The sequence below is a fragment of the Azospirillum palustre genome, from assembly GCF_002573965.1.
Taxonomy (GTDB): Bacteria; Pseudomonadota; Alphaproteobacteria; order Azospirillales; family Azospirillaceae; genus Azospirillum; species Azospirillum palustre.
In genome coordinates this window covers 46,924-70,159 of record NZ_PDKW01000037.1, presented here as the reverse complement: position 1 = coordinate 70,159, position 23,236 = coordinate 46,924, and the positions used below count along the sequence as shown (strand labels likewise).

Below are 23,236 nucleotides of genomic sequence, written 5' to 3'. Positions count from 1 at the left end.
CAAGAAGGGTGCCGTCCGGTGACGGGCGGAAATGTGTCGATTGCGGCGGCCGGGATGGTCACTGGACGGGCGTCTGCCCAAACGGGCGCCACATGGCGCGGGATGGGGCAGCGGATCGGGCGCCGGACCAGTCACTGCCGCAAAGCGGGAGGATCTGGACCTTTCGGCGGGGGCGGCGGCTGGGTCCTAATGGCCGCATCGGCCCAATGGGCGCATCGGATTGACCGGCCTCGACGGAGACCCCGCCATGACCTTCAGCAAGACCCTGCTCGCCACCGCCTTCGTCGCAATCGGCGCGCTGTTCGGGGCCTCCGCCCCGGCCGTGGCCGCGGAGAAGACCGTCACCTTCGCCTATCAGGACATGATGACCCCCATCCGCGTCCTGATGGAAAGCGGCGATCTGGAGAAGAAGACCGGCTATGCCGTGAAATGGGTGAAGTTCGGCGGCGGCGGCGACGTGATCCGCGCCATGGCGTCGGGCAATGTCGACGTCGGCGAAGCCGGCTCCTCTCCCATCGCCGCGGCGGCTTCCCAGGGTCTTCCCATCACGCTGTTCTGGATCCTGGACGACATCGCCAACGCCGAACAGCTGGTCGCCCGCAACGGCAGCGGCATCAAGTCCATCGCCGACCTGAAGGGCAAGACGGTGGCCGTGCCCTTCGTGTCGACCTCCCACTACCAGCTGATGTACGCGCTGCAGGAGGCCGGGCTGTCGGGCAAGGACGTGAAGCTGCTGAACATGCGTCCGCCGGAAATCGCGGCGGCGTGGGAACGCGGCGACATCGACGCCACCTTCATCTGGGCGCCGGTCCTGACCGCCGCGAAGAAGAACGGCACCGTCATCGCCAGCGCCGGCGATTTCGCCAAGAAGGGCAAGGCGACCTTCGACGGCATCATCGCCACCAAGGCCTTCATGGCCGCCAACCCCGATTTCATGACGACCTTCGTCAAGCTGCTGGCCGCCGCCGACGCCGATTACGCGAAGACCGGGGACGGCTGGACCGCGACCTCGCCGCAGGCCGCCGCCATCGCCAAATGGACGGGCGCCGCCCCGGCCGACGTGCCGGACGGGCTCGCCGCCTACCGCTTCCCGACCCTGGAGGAGCAGGCGTCCAAGGAGTGGCTGGGCGGCGGCGCCGCCGAGGCGCTGAAATCGACCGCCGAGTTCCTGAAGAGCCAGGGCCGCGTCACCGAACTGGCCCCCGACTACGGCCCCTTCGTGACCGCCGACGTGGTCAAGGCGGCGGCCAAGTAACGGTCCGGTCCGCAGTTCCATTCCCCCGCCTCAGGAGGCCCAGCATGCTCGAAGTCCGCAATGTCAGCGTCCAGTATGGCGGCGGGGAAAGCGCCACCGTCGCCTTGTCCTGGGTCGATCTGACCATCGAGCCGGGGGAATTCGTGGTGGCGCTCGGTGCGTCGGGCTGTGGCAAGACGACCCTGCTGTCCTGCATCGCCGGCTTCCTGCCGCCGACGGACGGGGAGATCCTGCTGGACGGCAAGCCGGTCACCGGGCCAGGGGCCGACCGCGGCGTGGTGTTCCAGCGCCACGCCCTGATGCCCTGGCTGAGCGTGGCCGACAATGTCGCCTTCGGCCTGAAGATGCAGGGCATGGGCAAGGCGGAACGCGGCCGGCGCGCCCGCAGCATGCTGGAGCTGGTCGGGCTGGCGTCCTTCGCCGACAAGCGGATCTACGAGCTGTCGGGCGGCATGCAGCAGCGCGTCGGCATCGCCCGCGCGCTGGCCGCCGACCCGCGCATGCTGCTGATGGACGAGCCGCTGGGCGCGCTCGACGCCTTCACCCGCGAACAGATCCAGGAGCTGATCCTGCGGGTGTGGGCGGAGACGCGGAAGATGGCCTTCTTCATCACCCACGAGGTGGAGGAGGCGATCTTCCTGGCCACCAAGCTGATCATCATGACCCCGCGCCCCGGCCGGATCGCCGAAACGATCCCGCTGGAGTTCAGCCGGCGCTTCCTGGCCGGGCAGGATGCGCGGTCGGTCAAATCCTCCCCCGATTTCATCGCGATGCGCGAGCGGGTGCTGGGCTTCATCCACGAGCGCAGCGACCACGGCAGCCACGCCGCCACAGGAGAGGCCGCATGAAACCCACCGCCACGGAGCAGGTGCGATCCGCCAAAAGCCCAGGCGCCGGGCTGGCCGGCATTCCATCCGGGATGGTGCCGTTGAACCGGCTGCGCCGCCGGATGCAGGGATTCCGGTCGCAGCCGGTGCTGATCAGCATGGCGGCCATCCTGGCGGCGCTGGCGCTGTGGGCGGCGCTGACCGGCCAGGGCGTGGTCAAGCCGCTGTTCCTGCCGAAGATCGGGACGGTCTTCCAGGCCTTCCTCGATGCGGTGGACGGACGGATCGACGGCGCGCCGCTGACCGAACACATCGCCATGAGCCTGGTGCGCGTGGTCAGCGCCTTTGTGCTGGCGGCATTGATCGGCATCCCGGTGGGGCTGGCGACGGGCCTCAGCACCACCTTGCGCGCCGCGCTCGACCCCTTCATCGAATTCTACCGGCCGCTGCCGCCGCTGGCCTATCTGCCGCTGGTCATCATCTGGTTCGGCATCGGCGAGACCTCGAAGATCCTGCTGATCTTCTTCGCCTGCTTCGCCCCGGTGGCGCTGGCCGCCCGGGCCGGCGTGTCGGCCGCCGCCGCCGATCAGGTCAACGCCGCCCGCGCGCTGGGCGCCAGCCGCTGGCAGGTGGTGGTGCATGTGGTGCTGCCGGCGGCCCTGCCGGACATCCTGGTCGGCCTGCGGATCGGCATGGGGGTGGGCTGGACGACGCTGGTCGCAGCGGAGATGGTCGCCGCCTCCACCGGGATCGGCCAGATGGTGCTGAACGCTTCCAACTTCCTGCGCACCGACATCGTGCTGATGGGCATCTTCGTCATCGGCGCCTTCGCCACCCTGTTCGAGTTCGGCATGCGCTGGCTGGAACGCCGTCTGGTGCCCTGGAAGGGCAAGGTCTGAATCACTGAGGGAAGGTTGCGAAACCGATGTCCATGCTCCTCTTCGGAGGCGTGACCTTCCTCGCCGCCGCGTTTCGCGGGGTGACGGGGTTCGGATACGCCCTGATCGCGGCGCTGGGGCTGCTGTTCCTGCCCTCGCCCGCCGCCGGCATCCCCTTCATCCTGGTCAGCGACCTGCTGTTGACCTGTTTCCTGCTGCTGGACCGCGAACAGGGGGCGGTGGATTGGGCGGTGGCGCGGCTGATGCTGGCGATGGGCTTCGCCGGCGCGCTGTGTGGCAGCCTGATCGCCGCCGGCCTCGACGACGCCACCTCGCGGCTGCTGGTCGCGGTGACGGTCTTCGCGGCGGCCTGCGTCGCCCTGGTGCGGGAGCCGCCGCACTGGCTGCGGCACCGGACGGTCGGGGCCGGCATCGCCTTCGTCGTCGGCGTGCTGCTGGCCGCCTTCGCCGTCGGCGGACCGCTGATCGCGGCGTGGCTGCTGGCCGGCGGGCGGGACCGGCGGACCATCAAGGGAACGCTGGCGGTGTTCTTCGGCGCGGTCGATGCGCTCAGCCTTGCCGGGCGCGCCATGGTCGGGGCCATCGACCCCGGCGTGGTCGGGCTGCTGGCGACCTTCATCGGTCCCACGCTCGCCGGGTTCGCCGCCGGCCGGTTGCTGTCCGCCCGCCTCAGCCTCGACGGCTGGCGGCGGCTGGCCTCCGGAGGCCTGTTCACCGTGGCGGTGGCCGGCCTGATCCAGACCGCCGTCACCCTGGGCCTGAACTTCACCACTCCGTCATGAGGAAAGATCCAACGATGTCGCACACCGCCGCGAAGAGTGCCGGCCCGAAGATAGCAATCGTCACCGGCGCCACCTCCGGATTCGGCGACGCCATCGCCCGGCGGCTGGTGGCGGAAGGCTGGCGGATCGTCGCCACCGGCCGGCGCCGGGACCGGCTGGACGCCCTGGTCGAGGCGCTGGGCGGGCCGGATGTCGTCCATCCGCTGTGCTTCGACATCCGCGACGAGGAAGCGACCAGCACCGCGCTGGCCACCCTGCCCGACGCCTTCGCCAACATCTCGGTGCTGGTCAACAATGCCGGGCTGGCGCTCGGCACCGGGGCGGCGCAGGACTGCGACCTGGAGCACTGGCGCACGATGATCGACACCAACGTCACCGGTCTGGTGACGATCACCCGGCTGCTGCTCGACCGGCTGATCGCCCAGCGCGGGCTGATCGTCAACCTCGCCTCCATCGCCTCCAACTGGCCCTATCCGGGCGGCAACGTCTATGGCGGCACCAAGGCCTTCGTGAAGCAGTTCTCGCTCGGCCTGCGCAGCGACCTGTCGGCGCAGGGGGTGCGCGTGACCTCCATCGAGCCGGGCCTGTCGGAAAGCGAGTTCACCCTGGTGCGCACCGGCGGCGACAACGCGGCCTATGACGCGCTCTATGGCGGCGCCGACCCGCTCCAGCCCGAGGACATCGCCGAGACGGTGCGCTGGGTGGTCTCGCTGCCGAGCCACGTCAACATCAACAGCGTGGAGATCATGCCGGTCAGCCAGTCCTGGGCGCCGTTCAAGATCCACCGCGACACGCTTTCCTGATCCCGCCGTAACCGGCACCGCATCCCACCCCTAGGAGATGACCGATGGATGACGTCCTTCGGAACGACGCGTCACGCGTCAACGACATCCGACATGTGATCGAGGCCGACCGCGCCCATGTCTGGCACCATCTGACCCAGCACAAGGGGTTCGAGACGACCGACCCGCGCATCTTCGTCGAAGGCAAGGGGATGCGGGTGTGGGACGCCGCCGGGCGCGAGTATCTCGACGCCGTGTCGGGCGGCGTGTGGACGGTCAATGTCGGCTATGGCCGGGCCAGCATCGCCGACGCGGTGCGCGACCAGCTGGTCAAGCTGAACTACTTCGCCAATTCCGCCGGGTCGATTGCCGGCGCCCGCTTCGCCGAAAAGCTGATCGGCAAGATGCCGGGAATGAGCCGGGTCTATTATTCGAACTCCGGTTCGGAAGCGAACGAGAAGGTGTTCAAGATGGTGCGCCAGATCGCGCACCGGCACCATGGCGGCGCCAAGTCCAAGATCCTCTACCGGGAGCGCGACTATCACGGCACCACGCTCGGCACGCTGGCGGCGGCGGGGCAGGCGCAGCGCCGCGCCCAGTTCGGCCCCTTCCCCGAGGGCTTCGTCGAGGTGCCGCATTGCCTGGAATACCGCAGCCAGTACGGCGCGGTGGAGAATTACGGCGAGCTGGCCGCCGACGCCATCGAGGCGGTGATCCTGCGCGAGGGGCCCGACACGGTCGGCGCGCTGTGCCTGGAGCCGATCACCGCCGGCGGCGGCGTCATCACCCCGCCGAAGGGCTATTGGGAGAAGGTGCAGGACATCTGCCGCCGCCACGAGGTCCTTCTGCACATCGACGAGGTGGTCTGCGGTCTCGGGCGCACCGGCACATGGTTCGGCTACCAGCACTACGGCGTTCAGCCGGATTTCGTCACCATGGCGAAGGGCGTTGCGTCGGGCTATGCCGCCATCTCCTGCACCGTGACGACCGAGCGGATCTTCGAGCTGTTCAAGGACGATCCCGCCGACCCGATGTCCTTCTTCCGCGACATCTCGACCTTCGGCGGCTGCGTCGCCGGGCCGGCGGCGGCGCTGGAGAACATGCGGATCATCGAGGACGAAAATCTCCTCGCCAACACCCAGGCGATGGGGGAGCGGCTGATGGCCGGCCTGTGGGAGCTGTCGGAGCGCCACCGCGCCGTCGGCGACGTGCGCGGCAAGGGACTGTTCTGCGGCGTCGAGCTGGTGCAGGACCGGGCGACGAAGGAACCGGCGGAGGAGAGGCTGGTGCAGGCGGTGGTCGCCGACTGCATGGCGAACGGCGTGATCATCGGCGCCACCAACCGCTCGCTGCCCGGCCTGAACAACACGCTGTGCCTGAGCCCGGCGCTGATCGCCACCGCCGACGACATCGACCGCATCGTCGCGGCCATCGACGGCGCCTTGTCGCGCGTCTTCGGCTGAAGGACGGCAAGTTCCCAAGCCCGAGTTGCCGCCGAGTTGCCTGTGCCCCGCCGGATGCGGGGCACAGGCTCATGCCCGATCCGGAGCATTGCGCCGGCCCTACCGCGTTTTGCGTGCGTGGACCTCCAGCAGGCACTCACGAAAGGCCCTCGCCACCCGCGACAGCACGCTTTGCGGAAGATGGGCGAGGCAAAGCGGGATTTTGAAGCTCAGCAAATCGGGCCGCAATGCCCGCATTTCGCCGCGTTCGACATAGCGCTGCGCGAAATGGCGCGGCAGGAAGCTGACGAACCGGCCGCTCAGGATCAGATGCGCCTGACCTTCCATGTTGTAGGCCGTCGCACTGGGCGCATGTTTGAAAAGCGTGTTGTAAGCGGTCGCCACGGCATAGCCGCGGCGCGCATAAGCCTGCTCGGCGATCAGTTCCAGCGACAGCCGCGCCGTGTCCGTCTCGAACAGCGGATGACGCGCGCCGCAGAACAGGTTCTGTTCCTCATGGAACAGCTGCTGCAATTGGACCGCACCGTTCATCGGCTGGTTCGGGACGATGGCGATCTCCATCTGCCGGCTGAGAAGTTCGGTTTCGATCTGGTTGGGCGAGATGACCGTCAAGGTCAGATGAACGTTCGGCACACGTTCGTTGAAAATGGCAATCGCCCGGTCGAACGCGCAATTCGGGTTCTCGACGACCGCGTCGACAATCCCGATCCGCAGTTCCCCGACCAGGCTGCCGCGCATGGCCCCGACTTCGGTGCGGAAATTGTCCATGGCCGCGAAGAACTTGATGGTCTCCGTGTAGATCTTCTGCCCATGTTCGGTCAGCGCGAATCCAGACCGGCCGCGCCGGCAAAGCGTAAGCCCGAGCCGCGTTTCGAGCGCCGCCATCTGCGCGCTGATCGTCGAGCGCGAAATGCCGAGTTCACCCTGTGCCTGGGTGAACCCCCTGCTCTCCACGACAGTTCGGAAAATGCGGAGCTGACGCAGATCCACGTCGCTGAGCGGCGGCAGAGTGGGCTGCATGATAGGTTGGCATCGTCGGACGTTTAGATTTGAAATCTGATATTATTGGACGTTTCATCCTATGGCAACGTTGCGGTCATCGATCCCCTGCGGAGACCGCGATGCCCTTGAAATCCGACGGTGAAAAGCCCCTGCCGGGCGCCTCGCCGACATTCTTCCAGCCGGTGTCGGCGTTCGACCTGCCGCGCTATGCCGGGCTGCCCAGCTTCATGCGGCTGCCCTATCTCGGGCTCGACGATCCCGCCACCGCGGACGTGGACATCGCCATCGTCGGCGTGCCCTGGGATGGCGGCACCACCAACCGTCCCGGCACCCGCCACGGCCCCCGCCAGCTGCGCGACCTCTCGACCATGATCCGGCCGGTCCATCCCGTCACCGGCATGAACCCGTTCAGCCTGCGCAACGTCGCCGATCTCGGCGATTCACCGGTCAATCCGGCCGATGTCGCCGACGCGCTCGACCGCATCGCCGGCTTCTACGGCACGCTCAAGAGCCGCGGGATCGCACCGCTCAGCGCCGGCGGCGACCATCTGGTCTCCTACCCCATCCTGAAGGCGCTGGCGGCGGACGGCCCGCTCGGGATGATCCATTTCGACGCGCACACCGACCTGTTCGACAATTACTTCGGCGGCTTCAAATACACCCACGGCACGCCGTTCCGCCGCGCCATCGAGGACGGCTATCTCGATCCCCGCCGCGTCGTGCAGATCGGCATCCGCGGGACGATGTATGACGGCGCCGACGTCGTCTGGGGCCTGGAGCAGGGGGTGCGGATCATCCGCATCGAAGAGGTCGAGGATCGCGGCATCGCCGCGGTGATGGAGGAGGCGCGCGCCATCGTCGGCGACGGTCCCACCTATGCCAGCTTCGATATCGACTGCATCGACCCGGCCTTCGCGCCCGGCACCGGCACGCCGGAGATCGGCGGCCTGACCACGCGCGAGGCGCAGCGCATGGTGCGCCTGCTGTCCGGCCTCAACCTCGTCGGCGCCGATCTGGTGGAGGTCTCGCCGCCCTTCGACCCGTCGGGCGGCACCGCCTGGGTCGGCATCTCGATGATGTACGAGCTGCTCTGCGTGCTCGCCGCCTCCCCGGCCACGCTCCGCAACAAGTCCTGATCCGGCCGAACGCCTTCAAAGAAAGAGAGACCGAAGCATGAAGCAGTTTCTTTCGCGACTTCGCGGCCCGGCGCTCGCCCTTCTCGCCGCGTTCGGCGGCCTCGCATCCAATGCGTCGGCGGCCGAGCTGACCGTCGCCCATTCGACCTGGGTCGGCTACGGCCCGCTCTACATCGCCAAGGAGAAGGGGTTCTTCAAGGACGAGGGCCTCGACGTCAAGCTGGTGCTGATGGAGGACGTCAAGACCCGCATGCCGGCGCTGACCGCCGGCCGCATCGACGTGGCGGTGACGACGGTCGACGCGGTGCTCGGCTTCACCTCGGCGGACCGTCCGCTCACCTACCTGTTCGCCGTCGACGACAGCCGTGGCGGCGACGGCATCGTCGCCAACAAGGCGATCAAGGACGTCGCCGGGCTGAAGGGCAGGAAGGTCGCCTTCACCGAAGGCTCGGTCTCGCAGTTCTTCCTCAGCGTGCTGCTGAAGGACGCCGGGCTGAGCGTCAAGGACGTCGAGGCGCTGAACATGACGGCCGGCGATGCCGGTGCCGCCTTCGTCGCCGGCAAGGTCGATGCCGCCGTGACCTGGGAGCCCTGGCTCAGCCGCGGCAAGGCCACGTCGCATGGCGCGCTGCTGGTCGACAGCTCGGCCAAGCCCGGCCTGATCACCGACGTGATGGTGACGACCAAGGCCAAGCTGGAAGCCCGCCGGCCGGAGATGGTGGCACTCTACCGCGCCTGGAGCAAGGCGGTCGACTGGCAGAAGGCCCATGCCAAGGAGGCCGACGCCATCATGGCGAAGGGAGTGGGCGGCTGGCTGGAGGATCCGGCGGTCTTCGCCGAAACCCGCGCCGGCATCGCCTTCTACGATTCCGCCATGAACGCCGCCTTCATGGATCCGGCCAAGCCCGACGGCATCGCCGCCACCATCGCCAACGCCAGGACGCTCGGCGAGGCGGCCGGTCTGTTCAAGCTCGACACCGATCCGGCCGCCATGATCGCCACCGGCATCGTCAAGTAACCCACGGAGCAGGCACCATGTCGACCCGTTCCCTGTTCGCACCGAAAGTCGATATCCCGCGCGGCGCCAGCCTGGCGCTCGGCACCGGCTCTGTCGCCGTCCTGATCGGCTTCTGGTGCCTGCTCACCTATGGCGGCTTCACGCCTCCCGACTTCCTGGCCGCGCCCGACAGGGTGCTGGCCGCCGGGATCAAGCGGATCGGCGACCTGTCGCTGTTCCGCCACATCGGGTCGAGCCTGACCGTCATCCTGTCGGGCTTCCTGCTGGCCTCCATCCCGGCGGTGCCGCTCGGCATCCTGATGGGCAGCTTCCGGGCCGTGCAGGCGGCCATTGAGCCGATCACCGGCTTCATGCGCTACATCCCGGTGTCGGCGCTGATCCCGCTCCTGATCCTGTGGATCGGCATCGGCATCGAACAGAAGATCATGGTGATCTTCCTCGGCACCTTCTTCCAGCAGTTGATCCTGATTTCCGACGTGTCGGCCCGCGTGTCGAAGGATCTGATCGACTGCGCCTATACGCTGGGCGCCAGCCGCCGGCAGGTGGTGCAGCGCATCCTGTTCCCGGCCTGCATGCCCGGCGTGCTGGACAATCTGCGCGTCACCATGGGCTGGGCCTGGACCTATCTGGTGGTGGCGGAGCTGGTCGCCGCCGACAGCGGGCTGGGCTACATGATCCTCAACGCCATGCGCGGCCTGTTCACCGACGTGATCCTGCTGGGCGTCTTCACCATCGGCGTCCTCGGGCTGATCACCGATTTCCTTTTCAAACTGCTGCGCCAGCGCCTGCTGTCCTGGTCCGCCGACCTGTAAGGAGCATCCCATGAGCCTGCTCGCGCTCGATCACATCACCGTCCGCTTCCAGCCCAAGGGCAAGCCGGAGGTGACGGCCCTCGACGATGTTTCGCTGCGGGTCGCCCACGACACCTTCGCGGTGATCGTCGGCCCGTCCGGATGCGGCAAGTCCACCCTGCTCCGTCTCGTCGCCGGACTGGAAACGCCGACCTCCGGCAGCATGACGCTGGACGGCCAGCCGATTGCCGGCCCGTCGGCCGACCGCGGCATGGTGTTCCAGAGCTACACCCTCTTCCCCTGGCTGAGCGTGCGCGAGAACGTGATGTTCGGCCCGAAGCTGAAGGGACTGGCGAAGGCGGAGTGCGAAGACATCGCCGACGACCTGATCCGCGCGGTCGGGCTTTCGGGGTTCGAGCGGTCCTTTCCAAAGGAGCTGTCGGGCGGCATGCGCCAGCGCGTGGCCCTGGCACGGGCGCTCGCCAACGATCCGCGCATCCTGCTGATGGACGAGCCGTTCGGGGCGCTCGACAGCCAGACCCGGCAGCTGATGCAGGAATTGCTTCTCGAGGTCTGGCAGGCGCGGCGCAAGACGGTCCTGTTCATCACCCACGACATCGACGAGGCGATCATCCTCGGCGATAGCGTGCATGTGATGACCGCTCGGCCGGGGCGCATCAAACGATCCATGTCCATCGATATTCCGCGTCCCCGCAACCTCGATGCCCTGACCTCCACGGAATTCATGCAGTTCAAGAGGGAGATTCTGCACCTGATGCACGACGAGGCGGTGCTCGCCGCCCGAACCTGACGCGGTGGAAGGTGGCCTTGCGGGTCGGCTAAGAGCAATTTCTCAAAGGCAATTTCTCAGAGAAAGAACTCGTCGATCTCGCCGCCCTGCTCCTGGCCGCTTTGCTCCTGGGCGAGCTGCTTTTGGCCGAGTTGCAGGCCGCCGAAAAGGTCGGAATGGATGCTTCTCTCCCGTTCCGCGGTATACAGCGCCCCGAAGAGCCGGTTCAGGTCGTCGGAGATTCCGGGGGCATGGATGTTCCCCCGTCCGGCATAGGGCTGCATCCGGTCGACGAAGCGCTGGGTGAAGCCTCCGAGCCGAAGCTCCATGCCCAATCGGCCGACCGTGCCGGTCAGCACCTTGGAGGCCTCCGCGCAATCGCCGGTCATGGTCGACAGCGAGCGCATCTGATCGGCATGCAGCCGCTTCAGGCAGTCCATGGAGCCCGTCATGGCATCCACCAGCTCCATCGCCACCCGATGGTTGGTGCCCGACCGCCGGTCGAGGCCGTTCGCGCGGTCGGTGGCCGCATGGATCGCCTCGGTGATCGCCTTCGACATGTCCTCGGTCCTGCGGCTGCACGCGCGCAGCTCCTGCGCGACCACGCCCAGCGCCCGCCCCGCATCGCCAAGCCGCGCGCATTTCAGCGTCGTGTTCAGCCCCATCAGCCGCATGTCGGTGTCGATGGAGCGGATGGCGAGAACGTCCCGTCCCATGGCGACGAACCCGCCAGAGACTTCGCCCACATGCCTGCGGATGATGTCGTCGGACTGGCAATAGCGATTCAGCAGTTCCAGCGCCCGGTCGACGTCGCCCGCGACATCGTGCAGAACGGACCGCCCTGCCGGCCCGCCGGCGGCCGGGATGTCGCCGCCCGACCCGAACAGCTCCCGGGCTTCCTGCGCGATGCTGTCCGCATCGCGGGCAAGCGCTTCCAGATTGTCCTTCAGCGACGCCACCTGACTGGCGAAATCGGCGCATGCCTCGACGCACTGGCGGATTTCGAGGGTGCAGATCGCCGCCGACAGATCCTGCCGGCGTCCCAGCTCCAGCCCGGCGAGCCATCGCAGGTCGCGTGCCAGGGCAGACGCCGGGGGCGGGTCCGCCAGCAGGGCCAGCACATCCATGGCCACGCCGATATGGGCCAGCCGCTGGCAGGTGAAGTCGCCGATCTGAAGATCGCTGATGCAGCGGGCGATGCGCCGGCCGATCTCCTCGACACGGCCGACGAAGCGCTGCGACGCAGCCTGCGCGGTGTGGCGGTATGCCGTCAAGCGGTCCAGGCTCGCCTGCAGACGGCTGCCGACATCGTCCAGGCGGGTGCGGTTGTCGCGCTGGAACGCACTGGCGCCGTCCTTTGCCGCGGACATGGTCGTGCGCAGATCGGCGAGACGCCCGATCGCCTGCGTCGTCGCCGCCTCGGCCAGACGGTGGAGCCGGTCGATTTCCCGGTTGAACACGCTGAAATCATCGCTGCCGGTGCGGATCTGGACCGACTGGACCTTCGCGTTGATCGCCAGGGCGGTGATCTCGCCGATGATCTTCGCCAGTGTGGCGAGCAGGGCGGCCATATCGGCCCCAGTCCCATCGAGATCGGTCAGGTCGGCCAGCGTCTGCCGGAGATTGCCCGCCAGACCGTCGGTCACGCTGCGGACGGTGCCCAGCCGCCTGCAAGCCTCGGCGCCATCCTCGCTGTCGATCAGCATGGACAAGGCGCTGAAGCGGCCGCCGATTGCCTTCATCCGCTCCAGCGTTTGCGACAGCGTTTCGCCGACCGTCAGGAAGGTCGTCTCGATGGGCGCCGATGCGGCGCGCAGTTCGGCGCTCAGCGAGCGGATGAATCCCATGTCCGGGCCCTGGGGGGAACCGGACCGATCCGGGCCGGGCTGGGGAGCCGCCGGGAAGGCGCCGCCCGGACCGCCGAAGGCTGCTGCGTCAACGGTGCTGTACATGCCGGAAGCCTTTTCCAAACGGATGCGTCAGGGGAAGCGGATGACGTCACGAGCGGTCATGGCGCAGGATCTCGCGCGGGATCGACGAAAGTCCCACCACCTTGTCCACCCCGCCCCGCGCGATGGCCTCCTTCGGCATGCCGAAGACGACGCAGCTCTCCTCGTCCTGGGCGACGGTGAAGGCGCCGGCCTGCTGCATCTCGCGCATCCCGGTGGCGCCGTCGTCCCCCATTCCCGTCATGATCACGCCGACGGCATTGCCGCCGGCGCAATGGGCGGCCGACCGGAACAGCACATCGACCGACGGCCGGTGCCGCGACACCAGCGGCCCCTCCTTCACCGCCACCAGATACCGGGCGCCGCTGCGTTGCAGCAGCATATGGCGGTTGCCCGGCGCGATCAGAACCTGCCCGCGCAGCACCGTGTCGCCGTCGCGCGCCTCGCGCACCGTCATCTCGCACAGGCTGTCGAGCCGGCGGGCGAAGGCGGCGGTGAAGCTTTCCGGCATATGCTGGACGATGACGATGCCAGGACTGTCGGCGGGCAGCGCCTCCAGCACCTCGCGCAGGGCCTCGGTGCCGCCGGTGGAGGCCCCGATGCAGATGACGCGCTCGGTGGTGCGGGCCATCGCCCCGCCGCTGGGGGCCGGCATCATCACGTCGGCGCTCAGCTTCGGTTCCGGGGCGCGGGTGCGGCCCAGGGGTGTGGCGTGGGAAGTGCCATGGGGAGTGGCGGCGGCGGATGCCCTGCGGGCGGAAGCGCGCGGACGGGCGCGGGCCGCCGCCTTCACCGTGTCGCAGATGCGGACCTGGGCGTCGAGCAGGCTCTGGCGGGTGTCGATCCGCGGCTTCAGGATGACGTCGACGGCCCCGGCCTCCAGCGCCTGCATCAGCGTCTCGCTGCCGTCCTCGACCAGCGAGGAGCACATCACCACCGGGATCGGGTGCTGGCCCATCAGCTTGCGCAGGAAGGTGATGCCGTCCATGCGCGGCATCTCCACGTCGAGCGTGATGACGTCCGGCGCCTCCTCCGCGATGCGGCGGACAGCGGCATAGGGATCGGCGGCCGTCCCCATCACCTCGATCTGCGGATCGGACGACAGGATGCCGGCCAGGGTCTGGCGGACGGTCGCGGAATCGTCGACGATCAGCACGCGGATCTTCTGGCCCATCGTTCAGCTCCGGACGAAAATGGCGGACCCCACCTGTTTCACGGGCAGGTCCATGTTGGTGATGGTCTCGCTGTGGCCGACGAACAGGTAGCCGCCGGGCCGCAGATGGCCGCACAGCTTCTCCAGCACCTTCTGCTGCGTCTTCTTGTCGAAATAGATCAGGATGTTGCGGAAGAAGACGACATCCATGTCGGTCGCCATCGGATAGACCGGGTCCATCACGTTGAGATGGCCGAAGCGGACCGACTGGCGCACCGGCGGCACCAGCCGGACCGTGGGATTGCCGTCGTCGCGCGACCGCATCAGATAGCGCGACGCGAAGGGGGCGGGCACCATCTTTGCCATGTCGAGCGGGTAGACGCCGCTCTTCGCGGCGGCCAGCGCCTCCGTGCAGATGTCGGTGCCGACGATCTCGTGGCGGATCGGCGCTCCGGTGCTGGCGCGGTCGAGCAGCAGCATCGCCACCGTGTAGGGTTCCGCCCCGGTCGAACAGGCCGCACTCCAGATCTTGAGCGGGCGGTCCTGGCCGGGCCGGTGGGGGAGACGGGACAGGGCCGGGATGGCGGTGCCCATCAGATAGCGGAAATGCTCGATCTCGCGGAAGAAGTCGGTCTTGTTGGTGGTGACGGCATCGATCAGGTCGACCATCTCGCCGTCCAGCCCGCCGTCGTCCAGCACATGGCGGCAGTAGGCGTTCATGTCCGGCAGGCCGAGCACCCGCAGGCGGCGGCGCAGACGGCCTTCCACCATCGTCCGCTTGCTGGGCGGCATCCGGATGCCGGCATGGCGTTCGATGATGACGGCGAGCCGGACGAAATCCCGCTCCGACAAGGTGTCGGAGGACGGCCGCCGCGATCCTTCCTCTGGCTGCGGATCGTCGGGATCGATCATGACACCCCGTCCGCCATCAGATCCGCCATATCGTTCGCCGTGCCGGCCGCCATGTCCAGCAGGGCCGCGTCGTCCTCGGCGAACAGACGGGCGATGTCGAAGACGATGACGAAAGTGCCGTTGGAGCGGCCGATGGCCTGGATGCAGTCCGAGCGCCAGCGCCCGCCGACCTGGGGCGGCGTTTCCAGCCCGCGCTCGTCGAGCGAGGTGACCTCGAACACCCGGTCGGCGATGACGCCGACGGTGATCGACTGCCCCCGCTGCGGAACGTCGAGCACGACGATCCGGGTGTTGGCGGTGGGCTGTGCCGCCGGCAGTCCCAGCTTGACCCGCAGATCGACGGTGGGCACCCCCTGCCCCCGCACGTCGATCATGCCGACCAGGAAAGGCGGCGCGTGCGGCAGGCGGGTGATCGGCTGGAGATCGAGGATCTCGCGCACGATGGCGACCTCTATGGCGAACACTTCGCGATCGATGCCGATCGTCACATATTGCGCCGGTTCGCGGGGCGCGGTCGCGCTGGTCATCTGCGGCTTCCGGTTCGGGGGGCGGAACGGCGGGATGGCGCGGCGAGGCGCCATCCCTGCTTGGCATGGAATACGGCCCGGCGATCAGGCCCCAATCCTCAGAACGCGGTGTAGCGGGCGTCGAGCGCGTCGGGGCCGCTGCCGCCCTCCAGCGCGATCTTCACGCCGCGGTCCTTGCCGTTCAGCTTCGCCGCCGGCTTGTGCGTCAGGGTGACCGTCGTCGCCGGACGGCGGGCGGCCGGAGCCGGGGCGTGAGCCTGCGCCGGCCGGGCCTGGGCGGCCACGGCGACCGGGTTGCGGGCGGCGGAGCGGGCGGCGGCCTTCTCCTCCACCGTGAAGTAGGAGATGGTGTCCTGCAACTGCGTCGCCATCGACGACAGCTCTTCCGAGGTCGCCGCCATCTGCTCGGACGCGCTGGAGTTCTGCTGTGTCACCTTGTCGAGCTGCTGGATCGCCTGGTTGATCTGCTCGGCGCCGATGTCCTGCTCGCGGCAGGCGGCGCTGATCTCCTCGACCAGTTCGGCGGTCTTGCGGATGTCGGGCACCAGCCGGCCCAGCATCTGCCCGGCCTCCTGGGCGATCTTGGTCGATTCCGCCGACAGGGAGCTGATCTCCGCCGCAGCACCCTGGCTGCGCTCGGCCAGCTTGCGCACCTCCGAGGCGACCACAGCAAAGCCGCGGCCATGCTCGCCGGCCCGCGCCGCCTCCACCGCGGCGTTCAGCGCCAGGAGGTCGGTCTGGCGGGCGATCTCCTGCACGATGCTGATCTTCTCGGCGATGGTCTGCATCGCCTGCACCGCCTTGTTCACCGCCTCGCCCGACGCCTGGGCGTCCTTGGACGACTGGCGGGCGATCTTCTCCGTCTGGGTGGCGTTCTCGGCGTTCTGCTTGATGTTGGCGGCCATCTCCTCCATCGAGGCCGAGGCCTGCTCGGCGGCGGAGGCCTGCTCGGTCGAACCCTGAGACAGCTGCTCCGAGCTGGCCGACAGCTCCTGGCTGCCCGCGGCCACATTGTCGGAGGCGGACAGCGCGTCGGTCACGACACCGCGCAGCTTCTCCAGCATGGTTTCCAGCGCCAGACCCAGCGTGTCCTTGTCCGACTGCGGACGGGCCTGGACGGTCAGGTTGCCGCGGGAAATCTCGTCGGCGACCTCGGCGGTCGCCCGCAAATTGGCGGTCATGCTGTTCAGCGCCGTCACCAGATCCTTGATCTCGTCGTCGGTCGACACCTCCACCTTCTGGCTGAGATCGCCGATGGCGACCGCATCGGCCAGACCGACCGCCTTGCCGAGGCCGCGGGCGATGGAAATGGCGATGTAGGCGCCGGCGGCGATGGCGATCAGCAGGGCGATGGCGACGGCGCCGATGGTGATCGCGCGGATCTGGGAGTAGGTGGCCTCCGCCGCCTGCCGGTCAGCCGCCATGCCCTTCTCGGCATCGGTGACGAGATCGTTGGCGGCCTGCACCAGCTTGGTGGCGGCGGTCCGCACCTCACCGACGGAGAGCGCCAGGGCCTTCACCTCGGTGTTTTTCAAGGACAGTGCGATCACTTCGTCGGTGAAGCGTTCATAAACATGATAACGCTCGACGAAGACATTGAATGCCCGGATATCCTCTTCGCTGGCCAGGCGGGTACGAATGCGGTCCTGCTGCTGGGAGATATTTTTCAGCAGATCGGGCAGTGGCTTGAGCGTCGCCGCCGTCGAGGCATCGTCTGAAACGAGCAGGGAGTTTCTGACGATGATGCGCGCCGTCCCCCAATCCGTCGTCATGCGCCGGATCAGATGGGCGACGGCAATCTGTTCCGCCGTCGCCTGTGTCCCAGTCTCGACGCGGTCGAGCAACGGGCGCAATGCCTCCTGCGCCGCGAGAACCGCATCGTTGCCGGAGCCTGTCAGGAGGTCTGCACCCTTGGCATTCGAATGGATCCGACCGATGGAGCGAACCTTGTCCTGAGCCGTGCTGAACTCCGTCATCAGGGTTTCGATCTGGGCCAGCTTGCGGGCACCTTCGGCATCGGCGACCCGCCGATACTGCTCCAGCACGCCCTTGAACTCCTCACGGCGGGCCAGGATCGCCTTGTCGAAGCGGTCCATGTCCTCCTCGCTGCTCGACAGCAGGAAGTTCTTCTCCTCCCGCTGGATCAGATAGACCGTGGACGGCATCTGGCGGGCGATGTCGATGCGCTGGGCCGATACGCTGACGAGTTCCTCGATCTTCTGGTTCAGGTCCGACAGGCCGTTCAGGGCGATGCCGGCGGTGGCGGCGGACAGCAGGATGACCGTGCCGAATGCCGCGACGATTTTCGCTTTGATTGAGATGCGCATGGTCGCTCCTTGCTCCCCGGGCCTGAACCGCTCCCGGTCGATGGGGCGGTGCCGGTTCGTCTGGTTTCCGTTGACCGGGGTTCGGTCGGGTCAGTGGGTCGTGAAGATCCGGACGATGTCCGGAATGACGATGAAGTCGTCGCCGCGCTTGCCGATCCCCTTGATCAGGTCGGGGTTCCAGCGCATGCCGATGTCGGGCGTGTCCTCGATGGAGGCGCCGGCGATGCCGGTCACCTCATGGACCTTGTCGGCCAGCAGCCCGACCACCGTCGGCTCGTCGTCCAGCAGGATTTCGACGACGACGATGCGGGTGTCGATGGTCGGCGGCGTGCGCTCCATGCCGAAGCGGATGCGCAGGTCGGCCAGCGGCACCACCTTGCCCCGCACGTTGATCAGGTGGCCGACCAGCGGCGGCGCGCCCGGAACCTCGGTCTGGGGAACGATGTCCAGGATCTCGTGGACCGAATTGGCATCGATGGCGAAGATCTCACCGCCCAGCCCCAGGGTCAGCGCTTCGAAGGTCTCTGTCCCGGTGACAGCCATGCCGGCCTCCCTGTGACGTCTGTCGTGGAATCGGTTCGCTTGTGAAGCCTGCTCAGCAGGCTTCGCGCCGCAGTTCCTGCGTCTGGCCGGCGGCCACGATCTGTCCGATGTCGAGGATCAGCGCCACCGAGCCGTCGCCGAGGATGGTGGCGCCGGAGAAGTTGGCGACGTCGGCATGCAGCTTGGACATCGACTTGATGACGGTCTGGTGGTCGCCCAGGACCTGATCGACCACCAGGCCGACGCGCTTGTCGCCGGAGGAGATGATGACGATCTTCTGATAGGGATCGGGCGGATGGCGGACGGCGAAGCTGTCGCGCAGACGCAGGAACGGCACCAGCGCACCGCGGATGTTCAGGAAGTTGCGGTTGGCATGGCGGCGTTCGACATCGGCCGGCAGCTCGACGCATTCCTCCACCGCGAACAGCGGGATCACGTAGCGCCCCTGCCCGACCCGGACCAGCAGCCCGTCGATGATCGCCAGCGTCAGCGGCAGGCCGAGCGTGATCTCGGTGCCGCCGCCCGGCAGGCTGGACACCTCGATGGTGCCGCGCAGCCCATCGATGGTGCGCTTGACCACGTCCATGCCGATGCCGCGGCCCGACACGCTGGTCAAGGTCCGCGCCGTCGAGAAGCCGGGATGGAAGATCAGCTGGAACAGCTCGGCGTCCGACAGCTTGGCACCGGGCGGGATCAGCTCCTGCTCCTCGGCCTTGGCGCGGATGCGCTCGCGGTCCAGCCCGCGCCCGTCGTCGCGGATGGTCATCAGCACGCGGGTTCCGGCATGGCGGGCCGACAGATGGATGCGGCCCTGCGGCGCCTTGCCCGCCGCCACGCGCTCCGCCGCCGGTTCCAGCCCGTGATCCAGGCTGTTGCGGATGATGTGGACGAGCGGGTCGTTCAGCCGCTCGATCATCGTCTTGTCCAGCTCGGTCTCCTCGCCGGACATCGTCAGCGCCACGTCCTTGCCCAGCTCCTGCGAGAGGTCGCGGACCAGCCGGCGGAAGCGGCCGAACAGCGATTCCACCGGCACCATGCGGATGCCCATGGTGATGTCGCGCAGGCCGTTGGACAGCCGTTCGATCTCCTCGGTCACCGACTTGATCTGGAGATCGACGCTGTCGGAGATCAGCTGCTTCAGGCGGGCATGGGCGATCACCAGCTCGCCGACCTGATCCATCAGATCGTCGAGCCGCTCCGCCGGCACGCGGATCGAGTTGGCCGCCGGCTGCGCCCTGCCCTTCTCGGGCACGGGCTCCGCCTTGGGCGGGGCCGGCTCCTTCGGCGGGACAGGCGCGGCCACCATCGCCGGCACCGGCACCGGCCCTGTCACTGGCACCGACAGCGGTTCCTGCTCCACCCCCGGCTCCGGCAGCGCCGACACCGGTTCGATGGTCAGTTCGGTCTCGTCGATCACGAAGATGAAGACGTCTTCGATGGTCGAACGCGGATGTGCGGTGGTGAGGATCAGCTCCCAGCCGATGTGGCAGCGGGTCGGCTCCAGCTCGCCCAGCGGCGGAACGTCGTCGGTCAGGGCGACGATCTCGGCCTCGCCCAGCCCGCGCAGTTCATCGAGCAGCAGCAGCGGGTTGGTTCCGCGCTCCAGCGCGTCGGGAGCGAGCCGGAAGCGGACACGCCAGGTCGCCAGGATTTCCTCGTCGTCGCGCTCCCGGTCAGGGGGAACGGACATCGCGGCACTGCCGCTCAGGTCCGCCAGCCGGGCCAGGATGCCGTCGGCTACGGCAGGGTCGGCACTGGCGGGGTCGTCGATCAGGATGCGGATATGGTCCTTGGCGGCAAGGGCGATGCCGATCATCGCCGTCGTGGCGGCCAGTTCGCCCTTGCGCATCCGGTCGAAGGCACTTTCCAGATGATGGGTGAAGCTCGCCGCAGCCTCGAACCCGAACATCGAGCCGGAGCCCTTGATCGTGTGCAGGGCACGGAACGCGGTGTCGAGCGGCTCGCGGTCGGTGGGGTTCTGTTCCAGATGGAGCAGTGCGGATTCCAGAGCGGCCAGAAGCTCCGCCGCCTCTTCGCGGAAGACCTGGCCCGGGTCGCCGCCGGTCATGTGCCGACGATCTTTCGGACAACGCTCAGCAGTTGGTCCTGCTGGAACGGCTTGACGATCCAGGCGGTGGCGCCGGCCGCCTTGGCTTCGGCCTTCTTGCCGGCGTCGGATTCGGTGGTCAGGAAGACCATCGGGATGCCGCGATAGGCCGGCAGCGTCCGCAATTCGCGGATCAGCGTCAGGCCATCCATATTCGGCATGTTCAGGTCGGTCAGCACCAGATTGAAGCTGCCGGACTTCGCCTTGACCAGAGCGTCACGCCCATCCGTGGCCTCCACCACCTGATACCCGGCAGAGGACAGGGTCAACTTCACCATCTGGCGCATGCTGGCGGAATCGTCGACGGCTAGTATGGTCTTCGCCATGGTATCAGGGCACTCCAATCCAGAATTCATCCGCCTTGCGCGCCGGTCCGGACATACCGATGAAGCCGCCCCGTTCGAGCGCATCGCGCATCGATGCGGAGAGCGGCTGTTTGAGATGCAGGCTGACGCCCCGCCCGGCTGCGCTTGTGCGCGCCGCCAGCAAAAGTTGAATGAAGCAGATCGATGTCTCTCCAACCTCGCTGCAATCGACCTCGACCCGGCCAGCCGAACCCAGCGAATCCCGAAGCCGGTCGCGAACGTCCTCGACTTCGATGAGCGTCATCGGGCCAACGCACTCCACAACAACGCTTCCCCTGAGATCAGCCATTCGTCTTCACCGCATTCGCCGCGTCATCGCATTCGCCATGTCGCCGCAAGGCACATGTTGAAATTTTATATCTTGTCGGTCTGCGCAATTGAAATTCGGGATATCCCCAACCCCGGTTTCATCGCAACTTAATGGCCGCGAAAGATGATATAGCATCTATATTAGACTCTTCATTGGCACTGGGCTTGTCGTACCGGGCGGCCAGCGGCGGCTCCCCCCTCCCCTTCCGGTCACGGCCGGCAATCGTGTGCGTGTTTGCGGCCGCCCCTCGCCTCTTGGTAGTCTGAGGCCGGACGACCGGAGAGGCTTTCGTGGCGAACGGCGGGCAGCGGGGCGGGCAACGGAGCGGGTGGCCGGAAAGAGTGGGGCCGGAGGGCGGACGGCCGGCACGAGCCGGTCTGAGCGAGGCGATCCTGACCTTCCTGGAGCGTGGCGTCAGCCTGGTCGTATCGTCGAGCGATGGGGCGAACCGACCGCGGGTCGGCCGGGCTCTGGCGGTGCAGGTGCCGGCCGACGGGGCCTGGATCGGCGTCTGCCTCGACCGGACGGCGAACGCCGCCCTGCTGGCGGCGGTTGCCGAGACCGGACGCTTCGCCCTGGCGGCGACCGAGCCGAGCACGCATCTCTCCATCCAGCTGATCGGCGATGATGCCACCGTCACCGCGGCGGATGCCGAGGCGGCGGCGCTGGCCGCCCGCCACGTCGACGCCTTCGCCGCCGAACTGGCGCTGATCGGCTACGGCGACGCCTTCACCCGTGCCCTGATGGCCCATGACCCGGCCACACTGGCGATGGTCCGCTTCTGCCCGTCGCGGCTCTACGACCAGACACCGGGCCCGAAGGCCGGCACCGCGGTGCCGCCATGAGCGCCGCCATCGGCGCCTCCCTGACGCTCGACGCGATCCGCGCCTGCCTGGAGGGGGCGGTGCCGGCGACCATCGCCACCTGCGCGCCGGACGGAACGCCCAACGTCTCGCTGCTGTCGCAGGTCCATTACGTCGATCCCGATCATGTCGCGCTGTCGTACCAGTTCTTCAACAAGACGCGCGCGAACATCCTGGCCAACCCCATCGCCGTCCTGCAGCTGATCGACCCGCCGACCGCCGCGCAATACCGGATGGAGCTGTGCTACCTGCGCACCGAGACCACCGGGCCGCTGTTCGAGAGCATGAAGGCTAAGCTGGCCGGCATCGCCTCCCATGTCGGAATGCAGGACGTGTTCCGGCTGCTCGGCGCCGACCTCTATCGGGTGACGGCAATCGAGGCGGTGCCCGGCGGCGCGCCCCTCCCCGCCCCGGTCGCCCAGCGCAGCCTCCTGTCGGCGACCCGGCGGGCCTGCGAGGCCTTGCGCGGCTGCGCCGATCTGACGGAGCTGCTCGACCACAGCCTCTGCGTGCTGCAGCGGCTGTTCGGGGTCGACCATGCGCTGATCCTGATGCCGGACGAGGCGACTGGCCGGCTCTTCACCGTCGCGGCGCTCGGCTACGATTCCTCCGGCGTCGGGTCGGAGGTGGCACCCGGCGAGGGGGTGATCGGCGTGGCCGCGCGGGAACGGGTGCCGATCCGCATCACCCACATGACCAGCGATGTCGCCTACAGCCTGACCGCCCGCGACGGGGCGGAGGACGCCGGGCTGACCGGCGGCCCGGCCCGCGAGATTCCCTTTCCCGGATTGGAGCGTCCGCACAGCCAGCTGGCGGTGCCGATCCTGGCCGGGCGGCGTCTGGCCGGCGTGCTGTTCGTCGAGAGCCGGCAGGAGATGCGCTTCACCTACGACGACGAGGATGCGCTGGCGACGCTGGCCGCCCAGCTCGGCGCGCTGATGCAGGCCCTGCCCCCGGCGGAGGAGGTGGCGCCCGTTCCCGCCGCCTGCCCGGAGGCCGGCGGTGCGCCGGCGGTGGTGCGCCACTACGCCGCCGACGACAGCGTGTTCGTGGACCACGATTATCTGATCAAGGGCGTGGCCGGCGCCATCCTGTGGAAGCTGGTGCGCGACCACACCACGCTCGGCCGCACCGACTTCACCAACCGCGAGCTGCGGCTGGCCCCCGACATCCCGCTGCCCGACTTCGCCGAAAATCTGGAAGCGCGGCTGATCCTGCTGCAACGCCGGCTGGAGGAACGCTGCGGCGTGCTGCGCATCGAAAAGACCGGGCGCGGGCGCTTCCGTCTGGTGGTGATGAAGCCGATTCTCCTCCAGGAGACGGCGTGAACGCCGTCCGGCTTTACTTTCCATCCCGACAGTTATCGGGCCAGAAACAGTTACGAATATTTTAGCATTCCGTTAGGCAACAGTTAGCAAGCCGGCGGCGATTGCCT

22 protein-coding genes are annotated in these 23,236 nt (G+C 67.9%); 12 read left to right on the top strand and 10 right to left on the bottom strand.

Features of this window, described 5'->3' with window-relative positions:
* Positions 1–247 precede the first annotated feature (247 nt).
* The 6 genes from tauA to CRT60_RS02175 are packed head-to-tail and all read left to right on the top strand — an operon-like array spanning position 248 to position 6,008.
* Positions 248–1,255, top strand: coding sequence for a taurine ABC transporter substrate-binding protein (gene tauA, locus CRT60_RS02200; protein ID WP_098734826.1), 1,008 nt, complete (start codon positions 248–250; stop codon positions 1,253–1,255).
* A gap of 44 nt (positions 1,256–1,299) precedes the next feature.
* Positions 1,300–2,103 (top strand): taurine ABC transporter ATP-binding subunit, encoded by an 804-nt coding sequence (tauB, locus tag CRT60_RS02195; RefSeq protein ID WP_098734825.1) that lies wholly within the window; start codon positions 1,300–1,302, stop codon positions 2,101–2,103.
* Positions 2,100–2,981: an ABC transporter permease subunit gene (locus CRT60_RS02190; protein ID WP_098734824.1), complete on the top strand. Its 882-nt coding sequence runs from the start codon at positions 2,100–2,102 to the stop codon at positions 2,979–2,981. The genes tauB and CRT60_RS02190 overlap by 4 nt, the downstream gene beginning before the upstream one ends.
* 26 nt (positions 2,982–3,007) lie before the next feature.
* A complete protein-coding gene (locus CRT60_RS02185; protein ID WP_098734823.1) occupies positions 3,008–3,763 on the top strand; it encodes a sulfite exporter TauE/SafE family protein in 756 nt (251 codons plus the stop codon).
* A gap of 14 nt (positions 3,764–3,777) precedes the next feature.
* A complete protein-coding gene (locus CRT60_RS02180; RefSeq protein WP_098734822.1) occupies positions 3,778–4,566 on the top strand; it encodes an SDR family NAD(P)-dependent oxidoreductase in 789 nt (262 codons plus the stop codon).
* Positions 4,567–4,610: 44 nt separating this feature from the next.
* Positions 4,611–6,008, top strand: a complete 1,398-nt coding sequence (locus CRT60_RS02175) for an aminotransferase family protein (protein WP_098734821.1) — start codon at positions 4,611–4,613, stop codon at positions 6,006–6,008.
* A gap of 99 nt (positions 6,009–6,107) precedes the next feature.
* Here the strand turns inward: CRT60_RS02175 and CRT60_RS02170 are convergent, their stop codons facing one another.
* Positions 6,108–7,028 (bottom strand): LysR family transcriptional regulator, encoded by a 921-nt coding sequence (locus CRT60_RS02170; protein WP_098734820.1) that lies wholly within the window; start codon positions 7,026–7,028, stop codon positions 6,108–6,110.
* Positions 7,029–7,129: 101 nt separating this feature from the next.
* On the opposite strand from CRT60_RS02170, the gene speB reads away from it, so the two are divergent.
* The 4 genes from speB to CRT60_RS02150 are packed head-to-tail and all read left to right on the top strand — an operon-like array spanning position 7,130 to position 10,766.
* Positions 7,130–8,146 carry an agmatinase gene (speB, locus tag CRT60_RS02165; RefSeq protein WP_098734819.1) on the top strand — a complete coding sequence of 339 codons (1,017 nt, stop codon included), beginning with the start codon at positions 7,130–7,132 and terminating at the stop codon, positions 8,144–8,146.
* A gap of 37 nt (positions 8,147–8,183) precedes the next feature.
* Positions 8,184–9,164, top strand: a complete 981-nt coding sequence (locus CRT60_RS02160; RefSeq protein ID WP_098734818.1) for an ABC transporter substrate-binding protein — start codon at positions 8,184–8,186, stop codon at positions 9,162–9,164.
* A 17-nt stretch (positions 9,165–9,181) separates the two neighbouring features.
* Positions 9,182–9,976 carry an ABC transporter permease gene (locus tag CRT60_RS02155; RefSeq protein ID WP_098734817.1) on the top strand — a complete coding sequence of 265 codons (795 nt, stop codon included), beginning with the start codon at positions 9,182–9,184 and terminating at the stop codon, positions 9,974–9,976.
* Positions 9,977–9,986: 10 nt separating this feature from the next.
* A complete protein-coding gene (locus CRT60_RS02150; RefSeq protein WP_098734816.1) occupies positions 9,987–10,766 on the top strand; it encodes an ABC transporter ATP-binding protein in 780 nt (259 codons plus the stop codon).
* A gap of 56 nt (positions 10,767–10,822) precedes the next feature.
* On the opposite strand, the gene CRT60_RS02145 is transcribed toward CRT60_RS02150, so the two are convergent.
* From CRT60_RS02145 to CRT60_RS02105, 9 genes are all read right to left on the bottom strand, one after another.
* Entirely contained in the window at positions 10,823–12,697 is a 1,875-nt protein-coding gene (locus CRT60_RS02145) for a methyl-accepting chemotaxis protein (protein ID WP_161957954.1), read from the bottom strand.
* 46 nt (positions 12,698–12,743) lie between these two features.
* On the bottom strand, positions 12,744–13,868 hold the full coding sequence (locus tag CRT60_RS02140) for a protein-glutamate methylesterase/protein-glutamine glutaminase (RefSeq protein WP_098734815.1): 1,125 nt from the start codon (positions 13,866–13,868) through the stop codon (positions 12,744–12,746).
* 3 nt (positions 13,869–13,871) lie between these two features.
* Complete coding sequence (locus CRT60_RS02135) at positions 13,872–14,759, bottom strand: CheR family methyltransferase (protein ID WP_098734814.1); 888 nt, start codon at positions 14,757–14,759, stop codon at positions 13,872–13,874.
* Positions 14,756–15,286, bottom strand: a complete 531-nt coding sequence (locus CRT60_RS02130; RefSeq protein WP_098734813.1) for a chemotaxis protein CheW — start codon at positions 15,284–15,286, stop codon at positions 14,756–14,758. The genes CRT60_RS02135 and CRT60_RS02130 overlap by 4 nt, the downstream gene beginning before the upstream one ends.
* A 98-nt stretch (positions 15,287–15,384) precedes the next feature.
* A complete protein-coding gene (locus CRT60_RS02125; protein WP_098734812.1) occupies positions 15,385–17,613 on the bottom strand; it encodes a HAMP domain-containing methyl-accepting chemotaxis protein in 2,229 nt (742 codons plus the stop codon).
* Between the two features lie 90 nt (positions 17,614–17,703).
* Positions 17,704–18,156 (bottom strand): chemotaxis protein CheW, encoded by a 453-nt coding sequence (locus CRT60_RS02120; protein WP_098734811.1) that lies wholly within the window; start codon positions 18,154–18,156, stop codon positions 17,704–17,706.
* A 52-nt stretch (positions 18,157–18,208) separates the two neighbouring features.
* A complete protein-coding gene (locus CRT60_RS02115; RefSeq protein ID WP_098734810.1) occupies positions 18,209–20,224 on the bottom strand; it encodes a chemotaxis protein CheA in 2,016 nt (671 codons plus the stop codon).
* Positions 20,221–20,589: a response regulator gene (locus CRT60_RS02110; RefSeq protein WP_098734809.1), complete on the bottom strand. Its 369-nt coding sequence runs from the start codon at positions 20,587–20,589 to the stop codon at positions 20,221–20,223. The genes CRT60_RS02115 and CRT60_RS02110 overlap by 4 nt, the downstream gene beginning before the upstream one ends.
* Positions 20,590–20,593: 4 nt before the next feature.
* Positions 20,594–20,917 carry an STAS domain-containing protein gene (locus tag CRT60_RS02105; RefSeq protein WP_098734808.1) on the bottom strand — a complete coding sequence of 108 codons (324 nt, stop codon included), beginning with the start codon at positions 20,915–20,917 and terminating at the stop codon, positions 20,594–20,596.
* A gap of 311 nt (positions 20,918–21,228) precedes the next feature.
* Between CRT60_RS02105 and CRT60_RS02100 the strand changes: the two genes are divergently transcribed.
* Both CRT60_RS02100 and CRT60_RS02095 read left to right on the top strand, forming a co-directional pair.
* The gene (locus CRT60_RS02100; protein WP_244592220.1) at positions 21,229–21,783 is read left to right on the top strand and encodes a hypothetical protein; all 555 of its coding nucleotides are present in this window, start codon (positions 21,229–21,231) and stop codon (positions 21,781–21,783) included.
* A complete protein-coding gene (locus CRT60_RS02095) occupies positions 21,780–23,129 on the top strand; it encodes a GAF domain-containing protein (RefSeq protein WP_098734806.1) in 1,350 nt (449 codons plus the stop codon). Before CRT60_RS02100 ends, CRT60_RS02095 begins: the two co-directional genes overlap by 4 nt.
* Positions 23,130–23,236 lie beyond the last annotated feature (107 nt).